At 70.0% G+C, this 20,513-nt stretch carries 19 protein-coding genes; 6 read left to right on the forward strand and 13 right to left on the reverse strand.

Annotation, left to right across the window (positions count from 1 at the left end):
* From NA8_RS26000 to NA8_RS26010, 3 genes are all read right to left on the reverse strand, one after another.
* Complete coding sequence (locus NA8_RS26000; RefSeq protein WP_063052981.1) at positions 1–855, reverse strand: fructosamine kinase family protein; 855 nt, start codon at positions 853–855, stop codon at positions 1–3.
* Positions 852–1,631 (reverse strand): helix-turn-helix domain-containing protein, encoded by a 780-nt coding sequence (locus NA8_RS26005; RefSeq protein ID WP_063052982.1) that lies wholly within the window; start codon positions 1,629–1,631, stop codon positions 852–854. The genes NA8_RS26000 and NA8_RS26005 overlap by 4 nt, the downstream gene beginning before the upstream one ends.
* A 151-nt stretch (positions 1,632–1,782) precedes the next feature.
* A complete protein-coding gene (locus NA8_RS26010; RefSeq protein WP_063052983.1) occupies positions 1,783–2,406 on the reverse strand; it encodes an antibiotic biosynthesis monooxygenase family protein in 624 nt (207 codons plus the stop codon).
* Between the two features lie 105 nt (positions 2,407–2,511).
* On the opposite strand from NA8_RS26010, the gene NA8_RS34080 reads away from it, so the two are divergent.
* Both NA8_RS34080 and NA8_RS26015 read left to right on the forward strand, forming a co-directional pair.
* The gene (locus tag NA8_RS34080) at positions 2,512–2,673 is read left to right on the forward strand and encodes a hypothetical protein (protein WP_157106924.1); all 162 of its coding nucleotides are present in this window, start codon (positions 2,512–2,514) and stop codon (positions 2,671–2,673) included.
* Between the two features lie 173 nt (positions 2,674–2,846).
* On the forward strand, positions 2,847–3,077 hold the full coding sequence (locus NA8_RS26015) for a DUF6480 family protein (protein WP_063052984.1): 231 nt from the start codon (positions 2,847–2,849) through the stop codon (positions 3,075–3,077).
* Between the two features lie 45 nt (positions 3,078–3,122).
* Here the strand turns inward: NA8_RS26015 and NA8_RS26020 are convergent, their stop codons facing one another.
* The 5 genes from NA8_RS26020 to NA8_RS26040 all read right to left on the reverse strand — a co-directional run bounded on the left by NA8_RS26020 (position 3,123) and on the right by NA8_RS26040 (position 12,335).
* The gene (locus NA8_RS26020) at positions 3,123–3,962 is read right to left on the reverse strand and encodes an SDR family oxidoreductase (protein ID WP_063053004.1); all 840 of its coding nucleotides are present in this window, start codon (positions 3,960–3,962) and stop codon (positions 3,123–3,125) included.
* Positions 3,963–4,003: 41 nt separating this feature from the next.
* Positions 4,004–4,564, reverse strand: a complete 561-nt coding sequence (locus NA8_RS26025) for a hemerythrin domain-containing protein (protein WP_063052985.1) — start codon at positions 4,562–4,564, stop codon at positions 4,004–4,006.
* 19 nt (positions 4,565–4,583) lie between these two features.
* Positions 4,584–6,365 (reverse strand): thiamine pyrophosphate-requiring protein, encoded by a 1,782-nt coding sequence (locus tag NA8_RS26030; protein ID WP_063052986.1) that lies wholly within the window; start codon positions 6,363–6,365, stop codon positions 4,584–4,586.
* A 71-nt stretch (positions 6,366–6,436) separates the two neighbouring features.
* Positions 6,437–11,059, reverse strand: a complete 4,623-nt coding sequence (locus NA8_RS26035; protein WP_157106925.1) for a cation-translocating P-type ATPase — start codon at positions 11,057–11,059, stop codon at positions 6,437–6,439.
* Positions 11,060–11,141: 82 nt separating this feature from the next.
* On the reverse strand, positions 11,142–12,335 hold the full coding sequence (locus NA8_RS26040; protein ID WP_063052988.1) for a zinc-dependent alcohol dehydrogenase: 1,194 nt from the start codon (positions 12,333–12,335) through the stop codon (positions 11,142–11,144).
* 383 nt (positions 12,336–12,718) lie between these two features.
* Here NA8_RS26040 and NA8_RS26050 point away from each other — a divergent pair, with 383 nt between their 5' ends.
* Together NA8_RS26050 and NA8_RS26055 are read left to right on the forward strand one after the other, a co-directional pair.
* On the forward strand, positions 12,719–14,182 hold the full coding sequence (locus NA8_RS26050; protein WP_063052990.1) for an aminotransferase class I/II-fold pyridoxal phosphate-dependent enzyme: 1,464 nt from the start codon (positions 12,719–12,721) through the stop codon (positions 14,180–14,182).
* Positions 14,183–14,216: 34 nt separating this feature from the next.
* Positions 14,217–14,843 carry a flavodoxin family protein gene (locus NA8_RS26055; protein ID WP_063053005.1) on the forward strand — a complete coding sequence of 209 codons (627 nt, stop codon included), beginning with the start codon at positions 14,217–14,219 and terminating at the stop codon, positions 14,841–14,843.
* Positions 14,844–14,897: 54 nt separating this feature from the next.
* Here NA8_RS26055 and NA8_RS26060 read toward each other — a convergent pair whose 3' ends face one another.
* The gene (locus NA8_RS26060; protein ID WP_063052991.1) at positions 14,898–15,398 is read right to left on the reverse strand and encodes a hemerythrin domain-containing protein; all 501 of its coding nucleotides are present in this window, start codon (positions 15,396–15,398) and stop codon (positions 14,898–14,900) included.
* 135 nt (positions 15,399–15,533) lie between these two features.
* Between NA8_RS26060 and NA8_RS26065 the strand changes: the two genes are divergently transcribed.
* Positions 15,534–16,022, forward strand: coding sequence for a CinA family protein (locus NA8_RS26065; RefSeq protein ID WP_063052992.1), 489 nt, complete (start codon positions 15,534–15,536; stop codon positions 16,020–16,022).
* Positions 16,023–16,029: 7 nt separating this feature from the next.
* On the opposite strand, the gene NA8_RS26070 is transcribed toward NA8_RS26065, so the two are convergent.
* From NA8_RS26070 to NA8_RS26085, 4 genes are all read right to left on the reverse strand, one after another.
* Positions 16,030–16,239: a CDGSH iron-sulfur domain-containing protein gene (locus NA8_RS26070; protein ID WP_063052993.1), complete on the reverse strand. Its 210-nt coding sequence runs from the start codon at positions 16,237–16,239 to the stop codon at positions 16,030–16,032.
* A complete protein-coding gene (locus tag NA8_RS26075; RefSeq protein WP_063053006.1) occupies positions 16,217–16,870 on the reverse strand; it encodes a HemK2/MTQ2 family protein methyltransferase in 654 nt (217 codons plus the stop codon). The genes NA8_RS26070 and NA8_RS26075 overlap by 23 nt, the downstream gene beginning before the upstream one ends.
* A gap of 31 nt (positions 16,871–16,901) precedes the next feature.
* Entirely contained in the window at positions 16,902–17,918 is a 1,017-nt protein-coding gene (locus NA8_RS26080) for an iron-containing redox enzyme family protein (protein ID WP_063052994.1), read from the reverse strand.
* A gap of 128 nt (positions 17,919–18,046) precedes the next feature.
* Positions 18,047–18,382 (reverse strand): histone-like nucleoid-structuring protein Lsr2, encoded by a 336-nt coding sequence (locus NA8_RS26085; protein WP_063052995.1) that lies wholly within the window; start codon positions 18,380–18,382, stop codon positions 18,047–18,049.
* A 777-nt stretch (positions 18,383–19,159) separates the two neighbouring features.
* Here NA8_RS26085 and NA8_RS26090 point away from each other — a divergent pair.
* Positions 19,160–20,452, forward strand: a complete 1,293-nt coding sequence (locus NA8_RS26090; RefSeq protein ID WP_063052996.1) for a glycosyltransferase — start codon at positions 19,160–19,162, stop codon at positions 20,450–20,452.
* Positions 20,453–20,513: the final 61 nt, after the last annotated feature.

Raw genomic sequence — 20,513 nt, forward strand, 5'->3', positions numbered from 1 at the left:
TCAGGACGCGAGCGCCGCGGTGGCCGTGGCGAGGGTCTGCGCTCGGTAGCCCGCGCCGAACAGCAGGAGGTGCACCAGCAGCGGGTGCAGTTGATGCAGCGGTGTGCGGGTTCGCCACCCGTCGGCGAGCGGATGGGCCTCGTGGTAGGCGGCCTGGATGCGGTCCAGGTGCGCAGCGCCGAAGAGAGCGAGCATGGCCAGGTCGGTCTCGCGGTGGCCGGCGTGCGCGGCGGGATCGATGAGCATCGCCCGTTCCCGGGTCCACAGGACGTTGCCCGACCACAGGTCGCCGTGGATGCGCGCCGGTGGTTCGGCGGGCCCGGCCAGGTCATCGATGCGATCGATGACGCGCTCGATCAGGCGTGTTCCGTCTTCGCCGAGATGCGGGGCCGCCCGGGCGAGGTAGGGGGTGAGGCGATATTCGGCGTACCACCGCGACCACGGTCCGCTGGTCGGGGTATTGGGCAGGGGCAGGCTCGCGATCCAGCCCTCCCACGGCGCACCGAACAGCTCGGCTCGGTGGGCGTGCAGTGTGGCCAGTTCGCGACCGAATCGCTCGGCGGCCGCGTGGGTCGGGCCGGTTTCCTCCAGCCACGGCAGCACCAGCATCCGGTCGTCGGCGGCCAGCACCTCCGGTAGCAAGGCCTGGTTGCCGGCCGCGGTGTCGCGCAGCCAGGTCAGACCCGCCGCTTCCGCCGCGAAGACGGGTGTCGGCTCGGCTGTCGCCTTCACGAACAGTGCCCGGCCGTCGACCGTTTCGGCGCGGTGCAGCGTCCACGCGTGCCGGGCGCCGATGTCGGTGACGGCGCGCACGGGCGCATTCAGCAGCGCCGACAGCTGGGCCGCGCGGCTCACCGGGTGTCCGCGGTGAGCCGTTTCATGGTGTCCTCGTCGGCGGGGAAGAACGACTCGATGGCCAGTTCGGCGACGGTGACGTTCATCGGGGTGCCGAACACCGTGGTGACACTGAGAAACGACAGCTCGTTCCCGTCGTGGTCGATCCGCAGCGGAACCACCGCCTGGTCGGGTTCGGGGACGGCGAGTTCCACTTCGCCACCAGGGTAGGACCGCAGTTCCTCGAGCAAATCGGCCAGATCCCGAGACCCGGTGACCTCCGCTTGGCGCGCCAAGCGGGCGAAGATGTGGCCGCGCCACTCGGCAAGGTTGCGGATGCGGCCTGCCATGCCATCGGGGTGCAGGCTCAGGCGCAGGGCGTTCACCGGCGGTGTCACCAGCGCCGGATCGGTGCCCGCGATGAGCACGGACACGCCGCTGTTGGCGTCGACCATCGTCCAGTTCTGGTCGATGGCCAGCGCGGGATAGGGCTCGTGACCGGCGAGGATCTGGCGCATGGCGCCGCGAACGGCGTCCATGGCGGGGGTGTCCAGGCCGGGTTGCGCGTAGGCGGGGGCGTAGCCCGCGGCCAGCAGGACGCGGTTGCGTTCGCGCAACGGGATCTCCAGATGCTCGGACAGGTGCACGATCATGGTCCGGCTCGGGGTGGCGCGGCCGGTTTCGATGAAGCTCAGATGCCGCGCCGAGGTGTCGGCCCGTCCGGCCAGTTCCAGCTGGCTCAGCCTGCGTTCCAGTCGCCAATGTCGCAGCAGGTCACCTGCTGTGGGGGTACTCACGCCCCGATCCTACGAACGGCCGGCGGGCGTGGCCATTACCTCTCGGGTAATCGACATCGATACCCGGACCGCCCGGCGCGCGACGACCATCCGTGCGCGGCACGCGGATACCCGGCCGGAAGGGCCGTTCTCCGGCCGGACGTCCGTGCCTTCACGCCATCTCGGGCACGCGCAGGTGCGCGAAGGCCAGATCGAACTCCCCCACCTCGAGGATGTTGGCGCCCACCCGTTGGGTCGCGGTAGCCCTGATCTGATTGACCTGCTCGCGGCTGTCGTTCATCGCCTGCCGGTTCTCCCACACGGTCGCGGCCACCGCTCGGCCGCTGTCGCGGTCGATGAACAGGCTCGCGCTGCAGAATCCGTCGAGCATCTCCGACTGTGGCAGCACTTCCATCTTGAACGTGTCGGCCAGCCGGTCGACCTGGCCCGGATCGACCTGGACCCACGTGCAGCGGGTGCAGGCATCGTTACCGGCCGGGTGGTCACGGTGCATCACCGCGATCTCCCACTCCTCCACGCGTTCCGCCCGCCCGCCGAGCCGTCGGGCCATGCCCTCACGGAGTTGCTGGACGCGTCCTCTGCTGGCATGCAACGCCTCCTCGGTCTCCCAGGAAGTCGTGGCGATGCAGCGTCCCGTCGACCGGTCGGCTATCAAGGACAAACCGACCCACCCTGGGATCTCGGACAGATTCGGCATCAGTTCATCACGCAGATATGCGAGCCCGTCGTCCATCGATGACGGCTGCGCCGCGATGGTGCTGGAACGTGCGTACACGGGCCACCTCCCGCCCTGTCAGGGTGGCGCCCCGGTGGCGCCACCGGACATAACTCACCTTCCTCCAGCCCGCGCCCGCACGCAATGCCCGCATGTGTGCGCGCAGTGCCGGCTCGGGGTGGGCGGTGCGCTTGCGACGACGATGACGACGAACTGGTCGTCGTCGCGCCCGGCAGCCCCGTCCCGGATGGCGCGGCGATCGATGCGGCGGTCGCGTTCCAGGAGCCCGCCGGGCGCTATGTCCTCGTGCGGGCCGACGAGCGATAGCTGGACGCATGCCGATTGGGCGCGCGGATACCGGGTAGGACCCGGGCATGGAACTGTTGGTGATTCTCGCGCTCGCGGTGCTGGTCGGCGCCGTGATCGTGTATCGGAAGAGGACCGGCAAACAGCCCGGCGCACCCGAGGTGCCGGGCAACGACGGCGAGTAGGGAGTGGCTATGAATGCGATGGACCCCGATCCCGCGAAGACCCCCGATCTGGAACCGGGCGGCGGGGTGGCGCCGGGCGCCACACCGCCGGACACCCCGCAGACTTCCGGGCTGTCGGCGCCGGAGCCCAGCACCAGCCGTCACTTCCCGGTCACCGGGGTCGTAGCGATGCTCATCGGTGCGCTGGTGATCCTGTTGTTCCTCGCCGTGGCGGTCGGAATCGTGGTATCGATGCTGTGACCCGCGCCCGGTCGGCCGGCCGGGCGGGTGGTCGTGCGCGAAACGTCACAGGATCGGCCTGCCACCGGTGACCGCGATGCGAGCGCCGGAGACGTAGCTGCCGTCGTCGGAGGCCAGCATGACGTAGGTGGGGGCCAATTCGGCCGGTTGACCGGCGCGGCCCAACGGCGTGTCGTCACCGAAGTTCGCGACCTTCTCGACCGGCATGGTGGAGGGGATCAGCGGGGTCCAGATCGGTCCCGGCGCAACGCTGTTGACCCGGATTCCCCGTTCGCCCAGCAACTGCGCGAGGCTGGCGGAGAAGTTCGCGATCGCCGCTTTCGTCGCGGCGTACGGGGCCAGGGTCGGCGAGGGCATGTCGGAGTTGACCGAGGAGCTGCCGATGATCGACGACCCCGCCGGCATGTGCGGCAGCGCCGCCTTCACCAGGTAGAAGTAGGCGTTGATGTTCAGTTCGACGGTGTGCTCGAATTCCTCGTCGCTGATCTCCTCCAACGTCTGGTGTGTCATCTGGAAGGCCGCGTTGCTCACCAGGATGTCGATCTTCCCGAATTCCCGCACGGCCCGATCGATGACGGCGCGGCAATGGGCGGCCTCCGACAGGTCGCCGGGAACCAGGACGGCTTTGCGCCCGGCCTGCGTCACCAGGTCGGCGACTTCCTTGGCGTCCTCGTCCTCGTCGAGGTAGGAGATCAGCACGTCCGCGCCCTCCCGCGCGTAGGCGATCGCCACCGCCCGGCCGATTCCGCTGTCCGCGCCGGTGATGACGGCTGCCTTGCCGGTCAGTTTTCCGGAGCCGCGGTAGCTGTCCTCACCGCAGTCCGGCACGGGGGTCATCCGGGCCTGGATGCCGGGAACTTCTTGCTGCTGCTCGGGAAACCCCATGTCGGTGTTCTCCTTCTCCGCTTCGTGGGCTTGGGGGTGGTTCACGTGTCCTGGTTGTGCCGCCAGTCGCGCACCGCGTCGCGGGCCCGGTCGAACAGCGCCAGCGGCGGACCCGCCAGCAGGTTCGAGACCGCGGACTCCCCCGCGTGGGGGTGCGGGCGGGTGGGGGCCACGGCTTCGGCGGCGCGTACCGAGCCCGCCATGCGCCGCAACTGGTTTGTCGACAACTGCGCGCGCAGCAGGGTGAACTCCTCGGTTTCCTCGTGCGCGGCGTGCTCGGCCACGGCGTCGGCGAACTTCGCGAGCAGGGCGTCGAAATCGGGATGGTCCACCCCGAGGTCGTACAGTTGCGCGAGCGCGCGTTTGGCCGCGTTCTCCTCCTCCAGTCGCGGCTGCACGATGTCGGCGTCGGCGCCGAAGCGGGCTCGCCCCGCGACCGGATGCACGACCTCCTCCTCGGCGCTCTCGTGCACGGCAAGCAACCGCACCAACTCGGTGAACAGGTCCTGTTTCCCGTCCTCGCCCGCCTTCAGCCGCGCCAGCAGCGCGAAGATCTCCTCGTGCTGGGCGGTCAGCAGCTCGACGACGTCCTGTTCGGTCATCGCACACTCGTTTCTGTCGCTACGGAATGAACTCCTGGACTTTGGTTTTCGCGCCCTGCGCGATCAGATGCCAGGCGTCCGGGTCGCCGCGCAGCACGGCTTCGGCGGTGTCCTTCATCTGATCCCAGGTGGCGTGCGGCGGGATGGGCGGCACGTCGGGGTCGCAGTGCACGTCGAGCACCACCGGCCCGTCGGCGTGCAGGGCGCGGTCCCAGGCCGGCCCGAGTTCCCCGGGTGTCCGCACGGTGATGCCGGTCAGCCCCGCGCTGCGGGCGACTTCGGCGTAGGAGACGTCGGGAAGGGCCTGCGACTGCTCGAATTTCGGTGCGCCGCCCATGGCGCGCAGCTCCCAGGTGACCTGATTGAGGTCGTTGTTGTGGAAGACGCAGACGACCAGACGCGGGTCGCTCCAGCGGGGGCGGTAGCGGGCGATGGTGAGCAGTTCGGCCATCCCGTTCATCTGCATGGCGCCGTCGCCGACCAGCGCGATCGCGGGCCGGTCGGGGTGGGCAAACTTGGCGCCGATGGCGTACGGCACGCCGGGCCCCATGGTCGCCAGGGTGCCCGACAGCGACCCCCGCATCCGGCCGCGCAAGCGCAGGCAGCGGGCATACCAGTTGGTGGAGGACCCGGAATCCGCGGTGACGATGGCGTTGTCGGGAATGCGCTCCGACAGTTCCCACACCACCCGCATGGGATTGACCGGGTGGGCGTCGAGCAGGGACTGGCGTTCGACGGTCTGCCACCAGCGGGCGACGTTCTTCTCGACCTTCTCCCGCCAGCCGCGGTCGTCCTTGCGCCGCACGAGCGGAATCAGTTCCGCCAGCGTCGATCTCGCGTCACCGACCAGGTTCACCTCGGTCGGGTACCGCATGCCGATCATGGCGCCGTCGATATCGATCTGCACGGCGCGGGCCTGCCCGAATTCGGGCAGGAACTGGCTGTAGGGGAAGTTCGATCCGACGATCAGCAGGGTGTCGCAGTCGCGCATGAGTTCGTAACTGGGCCTGCTGCCGAGCAATCCGATCGCTCCGGTGACGTAGGGCAGATCGTCGGGCAGGACGTCCTTGCCCAGCAGAGCCTTCGCCACGCCCGCGCCGGTGCGCTCGGCGAGCTCCACGACCTCCTCGGCGGCCGAACGGGCGCCCTGCCCGATCAGGATCGCCACCTTGGATCCGGCGTCGAGCACCTCCGCGGCGCGCCGGATGTCCTCGTGCGCGGGAATCACACGCCCCGCAGCCTGTCCGGGCGGGCTCGACGGCACCTGTTTGAAGGCGTGCCGCGGTGGCTCGTAGGGCTGCTCCTGCAGGTCCGACGGCAGGATCAGCGCGGTCGGGGCCCGGCGCGCGATCGCGACCCGGAAGGCCCGGTCCAGCGCATTGGGCAATTGACTGGCGACATTCACCTCGACCAAGTAGTCGGACGCGACGTCCTTGAACAGGTTCTGCAGATCGACTTCCTGCTGATAGCTTCCGCCCATCGCGCTGCGCGCGGTCTGCCCGACGATCGCCACCACCGGGACGTGATCGAGTTTCGCGTCGTACAAACCGTTGAGCAGATGGATCGCTCCCGGGCCCGAGGTCGCGGTGCACACGCCCACCTTGCCGCTGAATTTGGCGTAGCCGGTGGCCTGGAACGCCGACATCTCCTCGTGGCGGGCTTGGATTAACGCCGGGTCGTCGTCCGCGCGGCCGAAAGCGGCGATCAGGCCGTTGATCCCGTCGCCGGGATAACCGAAGACCTGCTCGACGCCCCACTCCCGCAGACGTTGCACGACGTAGTCACCGACCTGTTGAGCCATAGGGGGTCCTCCTGTCCTGTGCCGGTGGCAGGGTCCGTCGCCAGGCGGGTACCCGGGGGGTGCGGCGCCAATCAGCGCGCCGTCGGCGCTGGTGACTGCGGCTGGGGCAGCAACCGCGGAAGCAGCACGGCGGCGGCGGTGGCGGTCGTCGCGCAGGTGGTCGCGATCCCCCATCCGACGGGATCCAGCGGGCGGCAACCGAAGTAGGTGCACAGCCCCGGTGTCATCACCACCGCGCCGAGCACCGCGCCACTGGCCGCCGTGGTGAGCCACACCAGTGGGCTGCGGTAACCGGAGACCAGCGTCTGGCCGAGTTGGGTGCCGATGAGCGCGACCAGGCCGATGGTGGCGGCGCGCCGCTGCGTGCCGGTCACGCGGCCGAGGGTCCATGCGACCGACGCGCTGGTGGCCGTCGCGACACCGCGGACGCCGAGGGTGTGCAGCAGATCCGTGCCCAGGTGCGCACGCGGGAGTTCGGCCAAGCGTTCGGCCGCCCGCTCCGCCTGGGCCTTCGGGTCGTCGGTGTCGTCGGGATCGACCGCGTCCCCGTCACGCGACAGCGCCAGCGCCATCGCGGGGAACATGTCGGTGAGCATGTTCACCAGCAGGAACTGCCGGGTGCCCAGCGGAGCTCGGCCGCTGACGGCGGTGCCGTACAGCGTGAAGGCCACTTCGCCCGCGTTGCCGCCGACCAGCACGCCGACCGCGTCGGTGACCCGCTGCCACATGCCGCGCCCTTCGACGAGGGCATGCAACAGCACGAGGGGGTCGGGGCGGGTGAGCACCATGTCGGCGGCGTTGCGCGCGGCGATGGAACCCTGTGCGGCCAAACCGATTCCGATGTCGGCGGTGCGGATGGCGGCGGCGTCGTTGCTGCCGTCGCCGGTCATGCCGACGACGTGACCCGCGCGTCGCAGCGCCGCCACGATGCGCACCTTCTGTTCGGGATCGACGCGGGCGAAGACGGTGCCCTGTTCGATCAACTCGGCCTGCGCGGTCTCGTCGAGGCGGTCCAGATCGGCGCCGGTCACGACCTCGCCCGCCTCGATGCCGAGCTGGCGGGCCACCGCCGCGGCGGTTACCGGGTGGTCGCCGGTGATCATGCGCACGCTGATGCCGTTGCGTTGCAGCGCGGTGACCAGCGGCAGCGTCTGCGGGCGCGGGGCGTCGGCGAGGCCGAGGAACCCGAGCAGGGTGAGTTCGACAACCGCCGCCTCGACGTCGTCGGGTTCGGTGGAAAGGTCGCGCCGGGCCACCACCAGCACCCGCAGGCCCTGCTCGGCCAGATCGCGCACCGCTCGTTCGGCGCGTTCGCGCATGCGCTCGTCGAAGGGGAGGTCGGTGTCGTTCACCCGCACCCTGGTACAGCGCGACAGCACGACTTCAGGTGCGCCCTTCACGATCAGCCGCAGTTTGCGGGCGGTGTGGCCGAGGGTGGCGGCGTATCCGCGGTTGGATTCGAACGGGATCTCCTCGATCGCGTCCCAATGCCGGGCGTCGTCACCGAGTACCTGGGCCGCGGCGTCGACGACGGCGCGGTCGGTGGCGTGCGCGATCGGTCCCTCGGCGGGGTCGGGGCAGGCGCGGGCCGCGGCTCGAAGCAGGCGGTGCGCGTCGTCGGAGCCTGCGTCCGGGGACCACTGGTCGTCGAGATCGGCGAGGGTGGTCAGGCGCAGCCGCCCCTCGGTGAGGGTGCCGGTCTTGTCGAAGCACAGGGTGTCCACCCGGCCGAGGGCCTCGACGGTGCGGCTGGCGCGCACCAGCACACCGTGGCGCGACAGCCTGCGGGCGGCGGCGAGCTGAGCGACCGTGGCCACCAGCGGCAGTCCTTCGGGGACCGCGGCGACCGCGACCGCCACGCCGTCGGCGATGGCGGTGCGCAGGGGCCTGCCGCGCAGGATGCCCAGACCGGTCACGACGCCGCCGCCGCTCAGGGTCAGCGGCAGGGCGCGGTCGGTCAAGCGGCGCAGCTGCGCTTGCACACCGGCCTTTTCCGGCGGGATGGCTCCGGCGGCGGCGCGGCCCGCCTGGGTGTCGTGGCCGACGGCCACGACGATCGCCCGCCCGGTGCCGTTCACCACGGTGCTGCCTTCGAAGACCATGCAGGCGCGGTCGGCCACCGACGTGCCCGGGGTGGCGAGGACCTGCTTGTCGACGGTGATCGACTCGCCGGTGAGGCCGGATTCGTCCATCTCGAGGTCGTCGGCGCGCAGTAGCCGCGCGTCGGCGGGGACCACGTCCCCGGCGCGCAGCACGATGATGTCGCCCAGGGTCAGCAGGTTCGCAGGCACACCGCTTTCGCGCGGTTGGCCCGCGTCGAGTTCGGCGCGATCGATCACCCGGGCGGTCAGCTGCTCGCCTTGGAACAGCCGGTGCAACGCGCCCTCGGCGCGTTGCCGCTGCCAGGCGGACACCAGTGCGTTCACCGCGAGGACCGACGACAGCAGCACGGCGTCCGACGGGGCGCCGAGCACGGCGGTGGCCACCGCGCCGACGCCGAGAATCGGGGTCAGCGGGTCGGCCAGTTCGCGGCGCAGTTGGACCGCGAACGACGCCGCCGAGGCGAGCACGCGCACCCCGGGGATGCGGGCCGCGGTGTCCGGCTGTGCTCGCTCTTGCACCGGCCCGGGCTGCGGCAATCGGCTCAATACCTCGCCGGGTTCGAGGGCGTGCCAGGGCAGCAACGGGGCGAGGGTAACCGGTGGCTCGGTGCGTGCGGTTCGCCATCCGGTGTAGGCGCCGCTGAGCAGACCGGTGTAGTGGGCCGCGGTCATGGGCGAGGCCCGGCCCGCGCTGTCGGGGGCGACGGCCAGCAGCAGCCCGCCCAGCGCTGCCGCCGACAATGCCAGTGAGCGGCCGCGTTCGCTCACCTGGCGGGCCGGAGCGATGGCGGCGAGGACGCGGTGCGCCTGTCCGAGGTCGCGGCAGACCGCGTCGGCGGTCCAGGGCATCTGCAGGGCGTTGCCTTCCCGCAGGGCCAGACCGATCCCGACATCGGCGCAGGCCAGGGCCTTGTGGGCGCGGGGGCTCAGTACCGCGACGACGTGACCGTCCTGTTGCAGTGTGCGCACCCGCGCGCTGAGCGAATGGGACGGGGAGACGAAATCGTCGGCCATCGACCGCAGTTCGGCGGCGTCGGCGCCCGCGGCGAGGGTGACGCGCAGGCCCGCGCCGCGCGCCCGGCTCAGCAGCGCGTGTGCCCGCCGGTCGAGTTCGCGGCCGATCAGGACTCGTCCGACCGGTTTGCCGTTGTCGTGGAGTTCGCGCCATACGGGGCGGGGCGTCGCACCGTCATCGGGTTCTCCGGTGGCGGGGTGCACCAGTTTGCGGTGACCCCCGGACGAGAGGTAGCGATCGGTGTCGTCCGGCTGCGCCTCGTTGTCCGGGCCTTCGCCGGCCTCCCGCTCCCACAGCAGGCGCTGGCCCGCGCTCCACACGTCGGCGACCGACCATCTCTGGTCGGTCGTTTCGGCGTCGAGGACCAAGCGGCGGGCGGTCAGCAGCGATTCTCCGTCGATGACCAGGGCCGACAATCGGTCCAGCCGCCGCCAGACCCGCGGGTGCAGCGTCAGCACACCCGCGCGGCCCAGCACCGTGGAGACGAGGGCGCCGTATGCCTCCCTGCTCGCCCGCGCCGCCTTGGGCGCGCCGAGTTCCAGCGCGTCGGCGGCGCCGAACAGGCCGCGGCCGCCGAGGACGGAGGTGACCGCACCCACCAGCGCACCCGCCGCCGTTTCGTCGGCGACCCGCTCGATCGGTCCCTGCGGCATCTCGACCACGCGGGCCGACGGTGACAGCGGATCGCACACTTCCGCGGGGCGGCGGTCGATCTCGGTCTCCCAGTGCCGCCACTGCGCGTACCTGGTCATCGACTCGGTCAGGGTGAATCCGCGATGCACCGCGTCGATCACCAGATTCGCCGTGCCCGCCGCGGCGCTGTTGCCCAGGGCGTTGCCGATGGCGTTGGCGGTGGTGAGCACCATGTCCGTGCGTGAACGGCCGAGCTGTTCCTCCAGCCGTTTGCGCAGCCGGGGCTGGGTGTCGACGAAGGCTGCCGCCGCGCGCAACATCCGGGCGGGGCCGCGCAACGGCAGCACCGCGCCCACCGCGGACAATCCGATCGCACCCACGTCGCCCGCGACCTGGATGGCCGCTGCCAGCAAGGGTTCCCGATCACCGGGATGTTCGCAGCCACGGCTCCAGTCCAGGTCTCCGACCGCGGTGTCCGCCTCGACGGACTCGATGGCCGACACCAGGGCGGGCAGGTCGGCCGCGCCGTGCTCGAGCGCGGCGACGACTCGGCCGGTCACCGCGTTCACCCGCCACCAGCGCACGTCGCGGCGCCGGTCCAGCGTCCGGTGCAGCGCCCGCGTGACGGCTTCGCTCTTCCCGGAGTCCAGCCCGCGCACCTCGACGGTAGCCCGATCCTCGTAGACCGCCACGCGGCGGCGCGAACGCAGCGCGTGCGGATCGATCAGCGCCGCGAACTCGTCGCGCAACTCCTCGTCGCGTCCCAGCTTCAGCAGCGACGTCCCCGCCCGCGCGCCCGCGGCCACCGCCTGCACCGGCGCCTGGGCCGCTTTGGTTCCCAGATCGATGACCTTCTCCACACCGGCGCGGGCCATCTCCGTCGCCACGGAGGTCGGCGCCTCGAGCCACCACGGTGAGACGACTCCGCGTAGTAAAAAGCTCATACCCGGCAGCTACCCAGGCAAAGACAGAGCAAACCGTCCGCGGCCGCGGTCTCGGACGACCTCGGCCGGGGCGTGGCGCCGGTCAGTTCGTGGCGGTCGGGTCGAGCACCACCTTCACCGCACCGTCGGTCTTCTGCTGGAACATGGCGTAGCCCTCCGCCGCGCCGGTCAGCGGCAGACGATGGGTGGCGAAGGTGTCCACGTCGAGCGGATCGCCGTCGCTCAGCAACGGCATGATGTCCTCGACCCACCGCTTGACATTCGCCTGGCCCATCCGCACCTGGATCTGCTTGTCGAACAGCACCCGCATGGGCAGCGGGTCGAGCATCCCGCCGTAGACGCCGATCACCGAGATCGTGCCACCTCGCCGGACGATGTCGATCGCGGAGTTCAGCGCCGCGAGCCGGTCCACGCCCGCGGTGTCCATCACCTTCCGAGCCACCAGATCCGGCAGGAACGCCGCCGAGCGCTGGGCTGCCGACGCGATCGGCGACCCGTGGGCCTCCATCCCCACCGCATCGATCACCGCGTCGGTGCCGCGGCCCTCGGTCCAGCCGCGGATGATGTCGCCGACCGGCTCGTCGACGGCGCCGATGTCGATCACCTCCACACCGCGCGCGGCCGCCCGCGCCAGCCGCTCGGGCACCCGGTCGATACCGATGACGCGATAGCCGCGATGCGCCGCCACCCGGCAGGCCATGTCCCCGATCGGGCCCAGACCGAGCACGGCCACCGACCCGCCGTCGGGCACCGCGGCGTATTCCACCGCCTGCCAGGCGGTGGGCAGCACATCGGACAGATACAGGAAGCGGTCGTCGGCCGGTCCCTCGGGCACCTTGATATGGGTGGCGTCGGCATGTGGCACCCGCAGATATTCGGCCTGGCCACCGGGCACCTGCCCGTAGAGCTTGGAGTAGCCGAACAGGGCCGCGCCGCAGCCGTATTTGCGGACCTGGGTCGTCTCGCACTGAGTGGGCAGGCCGGTGCGGCACATGTAGCAGGAGCCGCAGCTGATCTGGAACGGGATGACGACGCGGTCGCCGCGGGCCAGTCCGGTGACCGCCGAGCCGGTCTCGACCACACGTCCCATGGGTTCGTGGCCGAGGACGTCGCCGGCGCTCATGTACGCGCCGAGCACTTCGTACAGGTGTAGGTCGGAGCCGCAGATTCCGCTGGAGGTCACCTCGATGATCGCGTCCGTCGGGGCCTCGATCCGCGGATCGGGCACCGTCTCCACGGCGACTTTGCGTCGGCCTTGCCAGGTCACTGCCTTCATCCGCGCGCTCCTCCGGTCGAAGTCGATACAGTCCCCGTCCTACCCGGACGCCGGTACCCGAAACGACCGGCGACCGGGTTTCGCCCGTACGAACGCCGGGTAGGCGCAGAACCGAACGCGGCCGCATCGCCCGGCCCGGGACGGCGCGCACCTCATGGTCGCGGCGGGCGAGGATGCCTCGCCTGGGCCTGGATCCGGTCGCCGGGACCAGCGGTGTCGCGCGATGGGCGCCGTCGGGCGTCGGTCCGCACTCCGACGGCGACACGTCCCATTGCGCGGCACGCGGATCGGGGCTGCTGTCGCAGACCGGGGCGGCCGGGGGATGCCGTGAGCAGGTGGTGCGCCCGATGTGTGCCACCGCCGATCCGGGGTAGGCGGTAGCCGTGGACCATACACGAGCTCCTCTACTGGAAGCGCTTGCCGACTATCACCGGCTGGGCCGCTACGGCTTCACGCCGCCCGGGCATCGGCAAGGACGCGGAACCGACGAACGCGTCCTGGAGGTGATCGGCCGGGATGCCTTCGGCTCCGACGTGCTGGCCACCGCCGGGCTGGACGACCGGCTCTCGCGCGGCGGCTATCTCGCGCGGGCCGAAGCGCTGATGGCCGACGCGGTCCGGGCGGAATCGGCGTTCTTCTCCACCTGCGGCAGTTCCCTGTCGGTCAAGGCGGCCATGATGGCGGTGGCGGGCGGCCACGACGGTGGCCTGCTCGTGGCACGCGACAGCCACAAATCCGTCGTCGCCGGCCTGGTCTTCTCCGGCGTCCAGCCGCACTGGATCACGCCGCGCTGGGATGCCGAGCACCATTTCGCGCACCCCCCCTCACCGCAGCAGGTCCGCGAAGCGTGGGATGCGCATCCCGGCGCCGCGGGAGCGCTGATCGTGAGCCCGAGTCCCTACGGCACCTGCGCGGACATCGCGGGCATCGCCGAGGTATGCCACGAGCGGGGCAAGCCCCTGATCGTCGACGAGGCCTGGGGCGCGCACCTGCCCTTCCACGAGGACCTGCCGACCTGGGCGATGGACGCCGGAGCTGATCTGTGCGTGGTCAGCGTGCACAAGATGGGCGCGGGCTTCGAACAGGGATCGGTGTTCCACCTGCAAGGCGATCTCATCGACCCGATCCGGCTCAGCGAATGCGCCGACCTGCTCATGACCACCAGTCCGAACGTGTTGGTCTACGCCGCGCTCGACGGCTGGCGCAGGCAGATGGTCGAGCGCGGCCGCGAACTGCTCGGCGACGCGCTGCGGGTCGCCGAACAGGCCAGGCGGCAACTCGCCGAGATCCCCGGCATCGAGGTGCTCGAAGACGAACTGCTCGGCGCGGAAGCCTCGCACGACCTCGACCGTCTGCAAGTCCTGATGGACGTGTCCGGCACCGGGGCCAGCGGCTACCAGGCCGCGGACTGGTTGCGCGAGCACCGCCGCATCGACATGGGGTTGAGCGATCACCGCCGCCTGCTGGCCACGCTGTCGATCGCCGACGACAAGGACACCGTCGACACCCTCATCGACGGCATCGCCGCCTGGCGCGACCAGCTGACCGATCCCCAGCCGCCGCGCATCCACCTCCCCTCGCCCGAGGACCTGCAGCTCGAGACCGTGATGCTGCCGCGGGACGCCTTCTTCGGCCCGGTGGAGACGGTGGACGCGCGGGACGCCGTCGGCCGGATCGCCGCCGAGCAGCTCACGCCCTATCCGCCGGGCATTCCGGTGGTCGTGCCGGGGGAACGCATCGGTGACGCCGTCGTCGAGTACCTGCGCACCGGGCTCGACGCGGGAATGAACGTGCCCGACGCCGCCGACTCCCGGCTGCGCACGATCCGGGTCGTCGCCCGCGACTGAACCGCAACACGTTGTGAATCAGGAGGTTTCCTTCATGGCCGGACCGACCGCCCTCGCGCTGGTGTGCACGCTGAAGAAGTCGCCCGCCGAATCCAGCAGCGATCTCATCGCCCGCCAGGTGCTCGACGAACTGGCCGGGCACGGTGTGCGGGGCACGGCGCTGCGCGTGGTGGACTACGAGGTACTGCCCGGAGTCACCGCCGACGAGGGCCCCGGCGACCAGTGGCCCTCGATTCGCGAGCAGGTCGCGGCGGCCGACATCCTGGTGATGTCGACCCCCACCTGGGTCGGGCACATGTCGTCGGTGGCGCAACGGGTGCTGGAGCGATTGGACGCGGAGTTGTCCGAAACCGACGACGCGGGCCGTCCGGCGATGGTCGGCAAGGTGGCCACGGTCGCGGTGGTCGACAACGAGGACGGCGCGCACAAGATCGTCGCCGATCTGTATCAGGGGCTCAACGACATCGGATTCACCATTCCGGCGCAGGGCTGCACCTATTGGAACGATACCTATTGGAACGATCAAGCCATGGGCGGCACCGATTACCAGGATCTCGATTCGGTGCCCAAGGCGGTGGCCTCGGCCACCGCCGCGCTGGCCGGGAACGCCGCCCACCTGGCCCGGCTGCTGGGCGCCCAGCAGTATCCGCCCGGCGACTGAACGCCCACGCGATGGCGCCGGCGCCTCCCCCGAGGCGTCGGCGCCCTCGTCTGTTCAGGCCAGCACAGCGTCCACGGTCTTCTTCAGCGCCGAGGGCTGGGCCGGCGAGGTCGGCGCCTTCTTCCCGAGCTCCTGCATCCGGGCACCGATCTCCTGAAGCTGCTTGCGCCCCAGGCTTTCCCGCACCTTCGGGAACCACTCGTTCTCTTCCTCATCGATGTGGTGGTCGACGTTCTCGATCAGCACGGTGGTCTTCGCGGTGAAGTGCTCGTCGTCGGGCTTCATCATCGACAACTCGGTGACCAGCACGTCGGCGACGTGATGCTCCTCGTAGGACTCCAGGATGTCGTCCTCGAGCTCCGGAACGAGTTTGCGGACCTCGGGGTACATGCATTCGTTCTCGAGATACGTGTGCACGGTGAGCGCCTCGATGATCTTCTTCACCACCTTGCCCTTGGTCTGCGTGGCGTCCTCGCCCGCCTTCTCGAATTCGCGGAACAGTTTCCGGATCGCCTTGTGGTCGTCGCGCAGCAGCACGATCGCGTCGGTCGTCATCGCTTTCTCCTTGCGTCAAGGGCCGGTTCTCTGCCGACATTCCCGGCGTCGCCGCACCGAAACCGGGTGGCTGCCGTGCGGCCGGACACGTGCCGGGCCGTAGGGTGAGCTGCACGCAGCGCAGAAAGGACGCAGATGCCACAGGCGGACGAGAACGCACACGAGCTGGCCGAATCGGCGCAGCAGTCGGAGATTACGGTGGCGGTCGCCGAATCGCTCACCTCGGGCCGGCTTTCTGCCACGCTGGGCGCGGCGCCGAACTCGTCCGAATGGTTCCGCGGCGGCCTGGTGGCCTACAGCACGGAGGTCAAGCGCACGGTCCTGGGTGTGCCCGACGTGCCGGTGGTCTCACAGACCGCGGCCGAAGCGATGGCCACCGGTGTCCGCGGCTTGCTGAAAGCAGCTGTCTCCGTGGCGGTCACCGGCGCAGGCGGCCCGGATCCGCAGGACGGTCAGCCACCGGGCTCGGTCTGGTTCGCGATCGCCACCGAGCACGGCGTCCGCGCGTGGCACCGCCAGTTCGACGGCGAACCGGCGGAGGTGGTCGAGCAGACCGTCGCCTGCGCCACCGAATCGCTGCTCGACACCGTCCGCTCGCTGGGGCCGGACGGTTCCCCGGCGTGACCCGGGGTCACGACGAACGGCGATGCCTGCGGTGGCTGGTGTCGCAGAACGGATAGTTCTTCGAACGCTTGCACAGGCACAGCGCCACCAGGAACCGGTCGGAGCGCACCGTCCGCCCGTCCGCGGTGACGAATTCCACCGGGCCCTCGATCAAGGCGGGACCGTCGGCGGTGAGCGTCACTCGCCGCCACTGCTCATTGTCGGATGCGGTCGGCACGGATCACCACCAGATCTTCCATTCGCTGACCGGGCCCGATCAGCCCGGCCGATTCCAGCCACTGCGCGCGCCGGCGCAGCACGGGCCCGAACGGCACGGTCGCCCGTGCCACGATCGCGGCCTTGAGATCTCGCTCGCGCAGTTGCGCCAAGGTCGAATCCGGATCACTCAGCGCCGAATGCACGATCAACGCTACCCCGCGCGGTTTCAGCAAAGTGGGCAGCGCCGCGCACAACTGGTCGAGGATCGCCCGGCCCCCGGCTCCGGCGTCCCAGGCCCGGGCGATACCGCGGCTGTCGATGCCCTCGGGCGCGGGGACGTAGGGCGGATTGGCCAGCACCAGATCGAAACTGCGCCCGCCGAGGACCGCGGCGAAATCACCGCGCAACACCTCCGCATCGATGCCGCGCAGCCGGCAGTTCAACCACGCGGACACGACGGCGGACCGGGACACGTCCACCGCCGTCACCCGCGCGGCTCCGGTGTACGCGGCGGCGACGGCCAACGCGCCCGTTCCGGTACACACGTCCAACGCGTGTCCGCCGCGCGGAACGCCCGCTTCGGCCAGGGCGCGGACGAGCAACCAGGTGTCCAGCTGCGGCGAGTAGACGCCGGGAGGTCGAATCAACATCACAAGCGGCGAATAGCCCGCCGAGCGCTGCTTAATCGCCGGCGCCGCCATGTCCGCGCCCGCCGTCCCGCAACGAGCCGTGACCCGCGCGCCAGGACCCCAGCACATGGTCAGCGAACCGGTCCTCCAGCAGATTCGTCACCTGGATACCGAACGCCACCGACTCGGTCAGCTCGGGTTCCCGCCGCAGCAGGTCGCCGATCACCCCGGTACGCATGATCTGCTCGTGCACCGCGTCGGCTTCGACGTGCTCCCGGTAGAACAGCACGCACGCCGGATCGGCATCCAAGCGCTCCAGCGCCTGCACCAACCGCTGCGCCCCGGGCGGGGAGGTGATCTCCACCGTGGCGAAATGGCCAACCAGCGCACCACGCCACGACCGATGCAGCCCGAACAGCGACATCATGTTCACCAGCGCGAGCATCGGCGCAGGAACCACGTCCAGATAATGCAGATAGTCCGGATTCAGGCCGGCGCCGGCCAGCAGGTCGGCGTACAGCTGCGCGTGCACACGTTCGCCGCGCCCGGCCCCGAACTCGTCGAACTCGACCGCCACCAGCGACGCCTTGGCTTGGCCGCGCAGCCGGGGAATCACCCATGCGTAAGGATCGGCCTCTTTGTGGTGGTAGATCGAACGGTGCACGAAGTACTCGCGCACCTGCCACCACTCGCCCTCGTCGCGCAGGAAACGGCTCACTCCCTCCGGGTCGGCCGGGGTGACCAGCAATTGGTCGAGTTCGGCGTCGAGATCCCCGCCGCCGGGCACGTCCTCGCGCAGCGCCCGCAGGAACCGCTGCTCCAGCGCGGCGCGCAGACCCAGCAGGCCCGGGTCCCATTCCCATCCCGCGTCGACCGCCGGGAAACCGTGATAGTGCAGCTCGTAGCAGGTGTGCAGGGCCAGGTGCAGGTCTTCGCCGTACGGGTCCGCCGGGCCGGGCTCCGGCGCCGATCCACCCGGTTCGCCGCGCAGCAGCTCCACCACCGCTTCCGACAGCTCGCCGCGTGGGCGGGGTAGTTCCTGCTTCGGAGCGCCTAACATGACCGTCATACCGGTCGCTTACCCCGGGGCGGCGCTGTTATCGCGGCTTCGCGCGGAAAAGTATGCACTGTGGCCGTCCCGCGCCGCCGGTGTGCGACGCGGGGACTTCAGGCCGCCGTCCGATGAACTTTCCGGAATTACCCGTTCGCCTTCTTGTACGCCTCGACGACCTCTGCGGAGATCCGTCCACGCGCCGACACATCGATGCCGTTCTTACGCGCCCATTCCCGGATCACCGTGGCCTGTTCCCGATCGGTCGCCGACCGCAGAACACCGCCGCGGCCGCGGCGCGCGCGACCGACCTTGCGGGCATACGGAACCCATTGCTCGAAGAATCCACGTAACTGACCGGCATTGTCCGTCGACAAGTCCATCTCGTAGGCCACGCCGTCCACGGCGAAAGACACTGTTTCCTCGGCCTGAGACTTGCCGTCGTAGTCATCGACCAGTGTCACGACGACCTTGCGTGCCATAGAGATAATCCCTTCACGGTTACCGAGCGCGTGCAGTCGAAAAAACAATCGTAGCCAGTAGATAACAGATCGGTTCCGCCCCTGGAACGGCGGGGTCCCCTTCTGTGGCACGGGATGCGTCGCAGCGAGCGACGCACGCCGACGACCGTCGAGCCTCCCCAATATTGCCCGCGCACCGGGCGAAGCCGCAAACGCCGCACCGGGACGAGGGTTGCTGTGGCATGGACATTTCCGGCGATACCCCGGATGCCGGGGGCACTCCCGGCGCCCGGCCTCGTGCGGCAGTTCACCGGGCTCGACCCACGCGAGGATGGGTCACCGGACAGCGGCGGGCCGGCGCACGGCGCCGAAATAGTCCTTCGCCCTCTGCGCCCGAGCACCACGGCGCGCGGAATCCGCTGAGGCCGTGCATTTTTCGCCGAGCCGACGCACGGCACCGCTGCGCGACCGCTCCCACCGGTGAGAAGGGAACGATTCGGCTCGCGCCTAGTCTGGACGGCGCCCGGTCGAGCCGGAATACTGGCCTGCGCCGGTTTCGCAGGAGCCGATCACGCCGGGTGTGGCGCAGCCGGTCGACTCACCTTCGGACGAAAGGACCATCTCCCGATTCTGCGAACAGTGTCGGCCCGTTGAGAACGGCGGGGGGCCGAGTACCGTTCCGAACTCTGTCGAGCGAGCAGGACGTCCGCGGGAGGCGGCCCCCTGCAACGAACCAGATATCGGCCGATTCGTGGAATCCGGCCGGACGAGCCCAGTGCACGAGCGGAAGTCGATAGTATGCGTGTGGCCTTGTTGCCCGCAGGTACCAGGGGCGATCATCAACCGTATCTCGCGTTGGCGCACGAATTCCGTGCCCGCGGGCACGAAGTGGAAATCACCGCCACCCGCAATCAAGCGCACATCGTGCGCAAGGCGGGGTTCGAGCCTCGGGTGATTCCCTTCGACGCCGCGGAGCTGCTGGAGACGACGGCGGCGAAGCGAGCCCTGGCCTCCGGCAAGACACTGCCGTTCATCCGCATCATGCTCGACACGGTGCGGATCATCGAGGGTGAGCGTGGTGTGGCGATGCACGAGGTGCTCGCGAGAACCTGCGCGTCCGCGGATGTCGTCGTCGCGTGCGCGTCGACGCTGCCGTGGGCGATGGAGTTCCGCGAGAAGACCGGTACCCCGGTGATCGGCTGCCTGCCCTATCCGCTCGAACGCACCGATGAGTTCCCGTCGTCGTTCATGGTGAAGAACATGACCTCGTCCCGGATTCTGTCGCGGGCGACCTACAGTCTTTTCGAATCGTCCTACACGTTCTTGTATCGCAAGGTCGACCGTCAATTGCGCCGTCAGATGGGCTTGGCGGGCAGGCCGCGCAATCCTTTCCGGCGGCTGCGTGCCGAACGGATTCCGCTCGTCCACATGGTGAGCCCCGTGCTGTTGCCGAAGCCGCATGATTGGCCGGAGCGCGCGACGATCGTGGGCGCCTCTATTCTGCCGTCGCGGCTGCGGGACGCCTGGGGTGAAGCGGTCCTCGACCCGGAACTCGACGCGTGGCTCGACGAGGGGGAACCCCCGATCTATTTCTGCATGACCGGAATGCCCGTGCTCGATCCGGTGGAATGCCGCGAGATGATCGCGACGGTCTGCGCGCGCTTGGGGGCGCGGGCGCTGGTCACCGTGAAAGGCGAGGGATTCCCGAAAGGTTTCAGCGCCGACCGCAACCTGCTGATCATCGATTCGTTCGATTACGACCGCGTGCTGCCGCGCTGTGTCGCGGTGGTGCATCACGGCGGCAGTGGAAATACCCACGACGTGGTGCGGGCGGGGATTCCGGCCGTGGTGATCCCGGTGCACAGCGATCAATTCTTCTACGGCTGGCGGATCGCCGCGCTCGGTATCGGAGCGACATTCCCGTACCGCACGATCACCCCCGATCGTCTGCACCAGGCGCTGGCGCAGGCCCTCACACCGCGGGTGCGGCAGCGAGCGGCCGAGATCGGCCGCACGGTCGCGCAGGAGAACGGTGTGTTCGCGGCGGTCGACACCGTCGAGAAATTGGCCGTCGCGACCCCCCGACCATGAGATGCCGGTCGGCCGCCGCGGGCTATCGCGGCGTCGTCCGATGCGCGCACGACAACCGTGA

The organism is Nocardia arthritidis NBRC 100137 (assembly GCF_001612765.1).
Classification (GTDB): Bacteria; Actinomycetota; Actinomycetes; order Mycobacteriales; family Mycobacteriaceae; genus Nocardia; species Nocardia arthritidis.

Excerpts from the sequence above, each read along its gene's own strand:
- NA8_RS26015 (WP_063052984.1), top strand. The coding sequence starts at position 2,847 with ATGAATGCGATGGACCCCGATCCCGCGAAGACCCCCGATCTGGAACCG.
- NA8_RS26020 (WP_063053004.1), bottom strand. The coding sequence starts at position 3,962 with ATGGGGTTTCCCGAGCAGCAGCAAGAAGTTCCCGGCATCCAGGCCCGG.
- NA8_RS26025 (WP_063052985.1), bottom strand. The coding sequence starts at position 4,564 with ATGACCGAACAGGACGTCGTCGAGCTGCTGACCGCCCAGCACGAGGAG.
- NA8_RS26030 (WP_063052986.1), bottom strand. The coding sequence starts at position 6,365 with ATGGCTCAACAGGTCGGTGACTACGTCGTGCAACGTCTGCGGGAGTGG.
- NA8_RS26035 (WP_157106925.1), bottom strand. The coding sequence starts at position 11,059 with ATGAGCTTTTTACTACGCGGAGTCGTCTCACCGTGGTGGCTCGAGGCG.
- NA8_RS26040 (WP_063052988.1), bottom strand. The coding sequence starts at position 12,335 with ATGAAGGCAGTGACCTGGCAAGGCCGACGCAAAGTCGCCGTGGAGACG.
- NA8_RS26055 (WP_063053005.1), top strand. The coding sequence starts at position 14,217 with ATGGCCGGACCGACCGCCCTCGCGCTGGTGTGCACGCTGAAGAAGTCG.
- NA8_RS26060 (WP_063052991.1), bottom strand. The coding sequence starts at position 15,398 with ATGACGACCGACGCGATCGTGCTGCTGCGCGACGACCACAAGGCGATC.
- NA8_RS26065 (WP_063052992.1), top strand. The coding sequence starts at position 15,534 with ATGCCACAGGCGGACGAGAACGCACACGAGCTGGCCGAATCGGCGCAG.
- NA8_RS26075 (WP_063053006.1), bottom strand. The coding sequence starts at position 16,870 with ATGTTGATTCGACCTCCCGGCGTCTACTCGCCGCAGCTGGACACCTGG.
- NA8_RS26080 (WP_063052994.1), bottom strand. The coding sequence starts at position 17,918 with ATGACGGTCATGTTAGGCGCTCCGAAGCAGGAACTACCCCGCCCACGC.
- NA8_RS26085 (WP_063052995.1), bottom strand. The coding sequence starts at position 18,382 with ATGGCACGCAAGGTCGTCGTGACACTGGTCGATGACTACGACGGCAAG.
- NA8_RS26090 (WP_063052996.1), top strand. The coding sequence starts at position 19,160 with ATGCGTGTGGCCTTGTTGCCCGCAGGTACCAGGGGCGATCATCAACCG.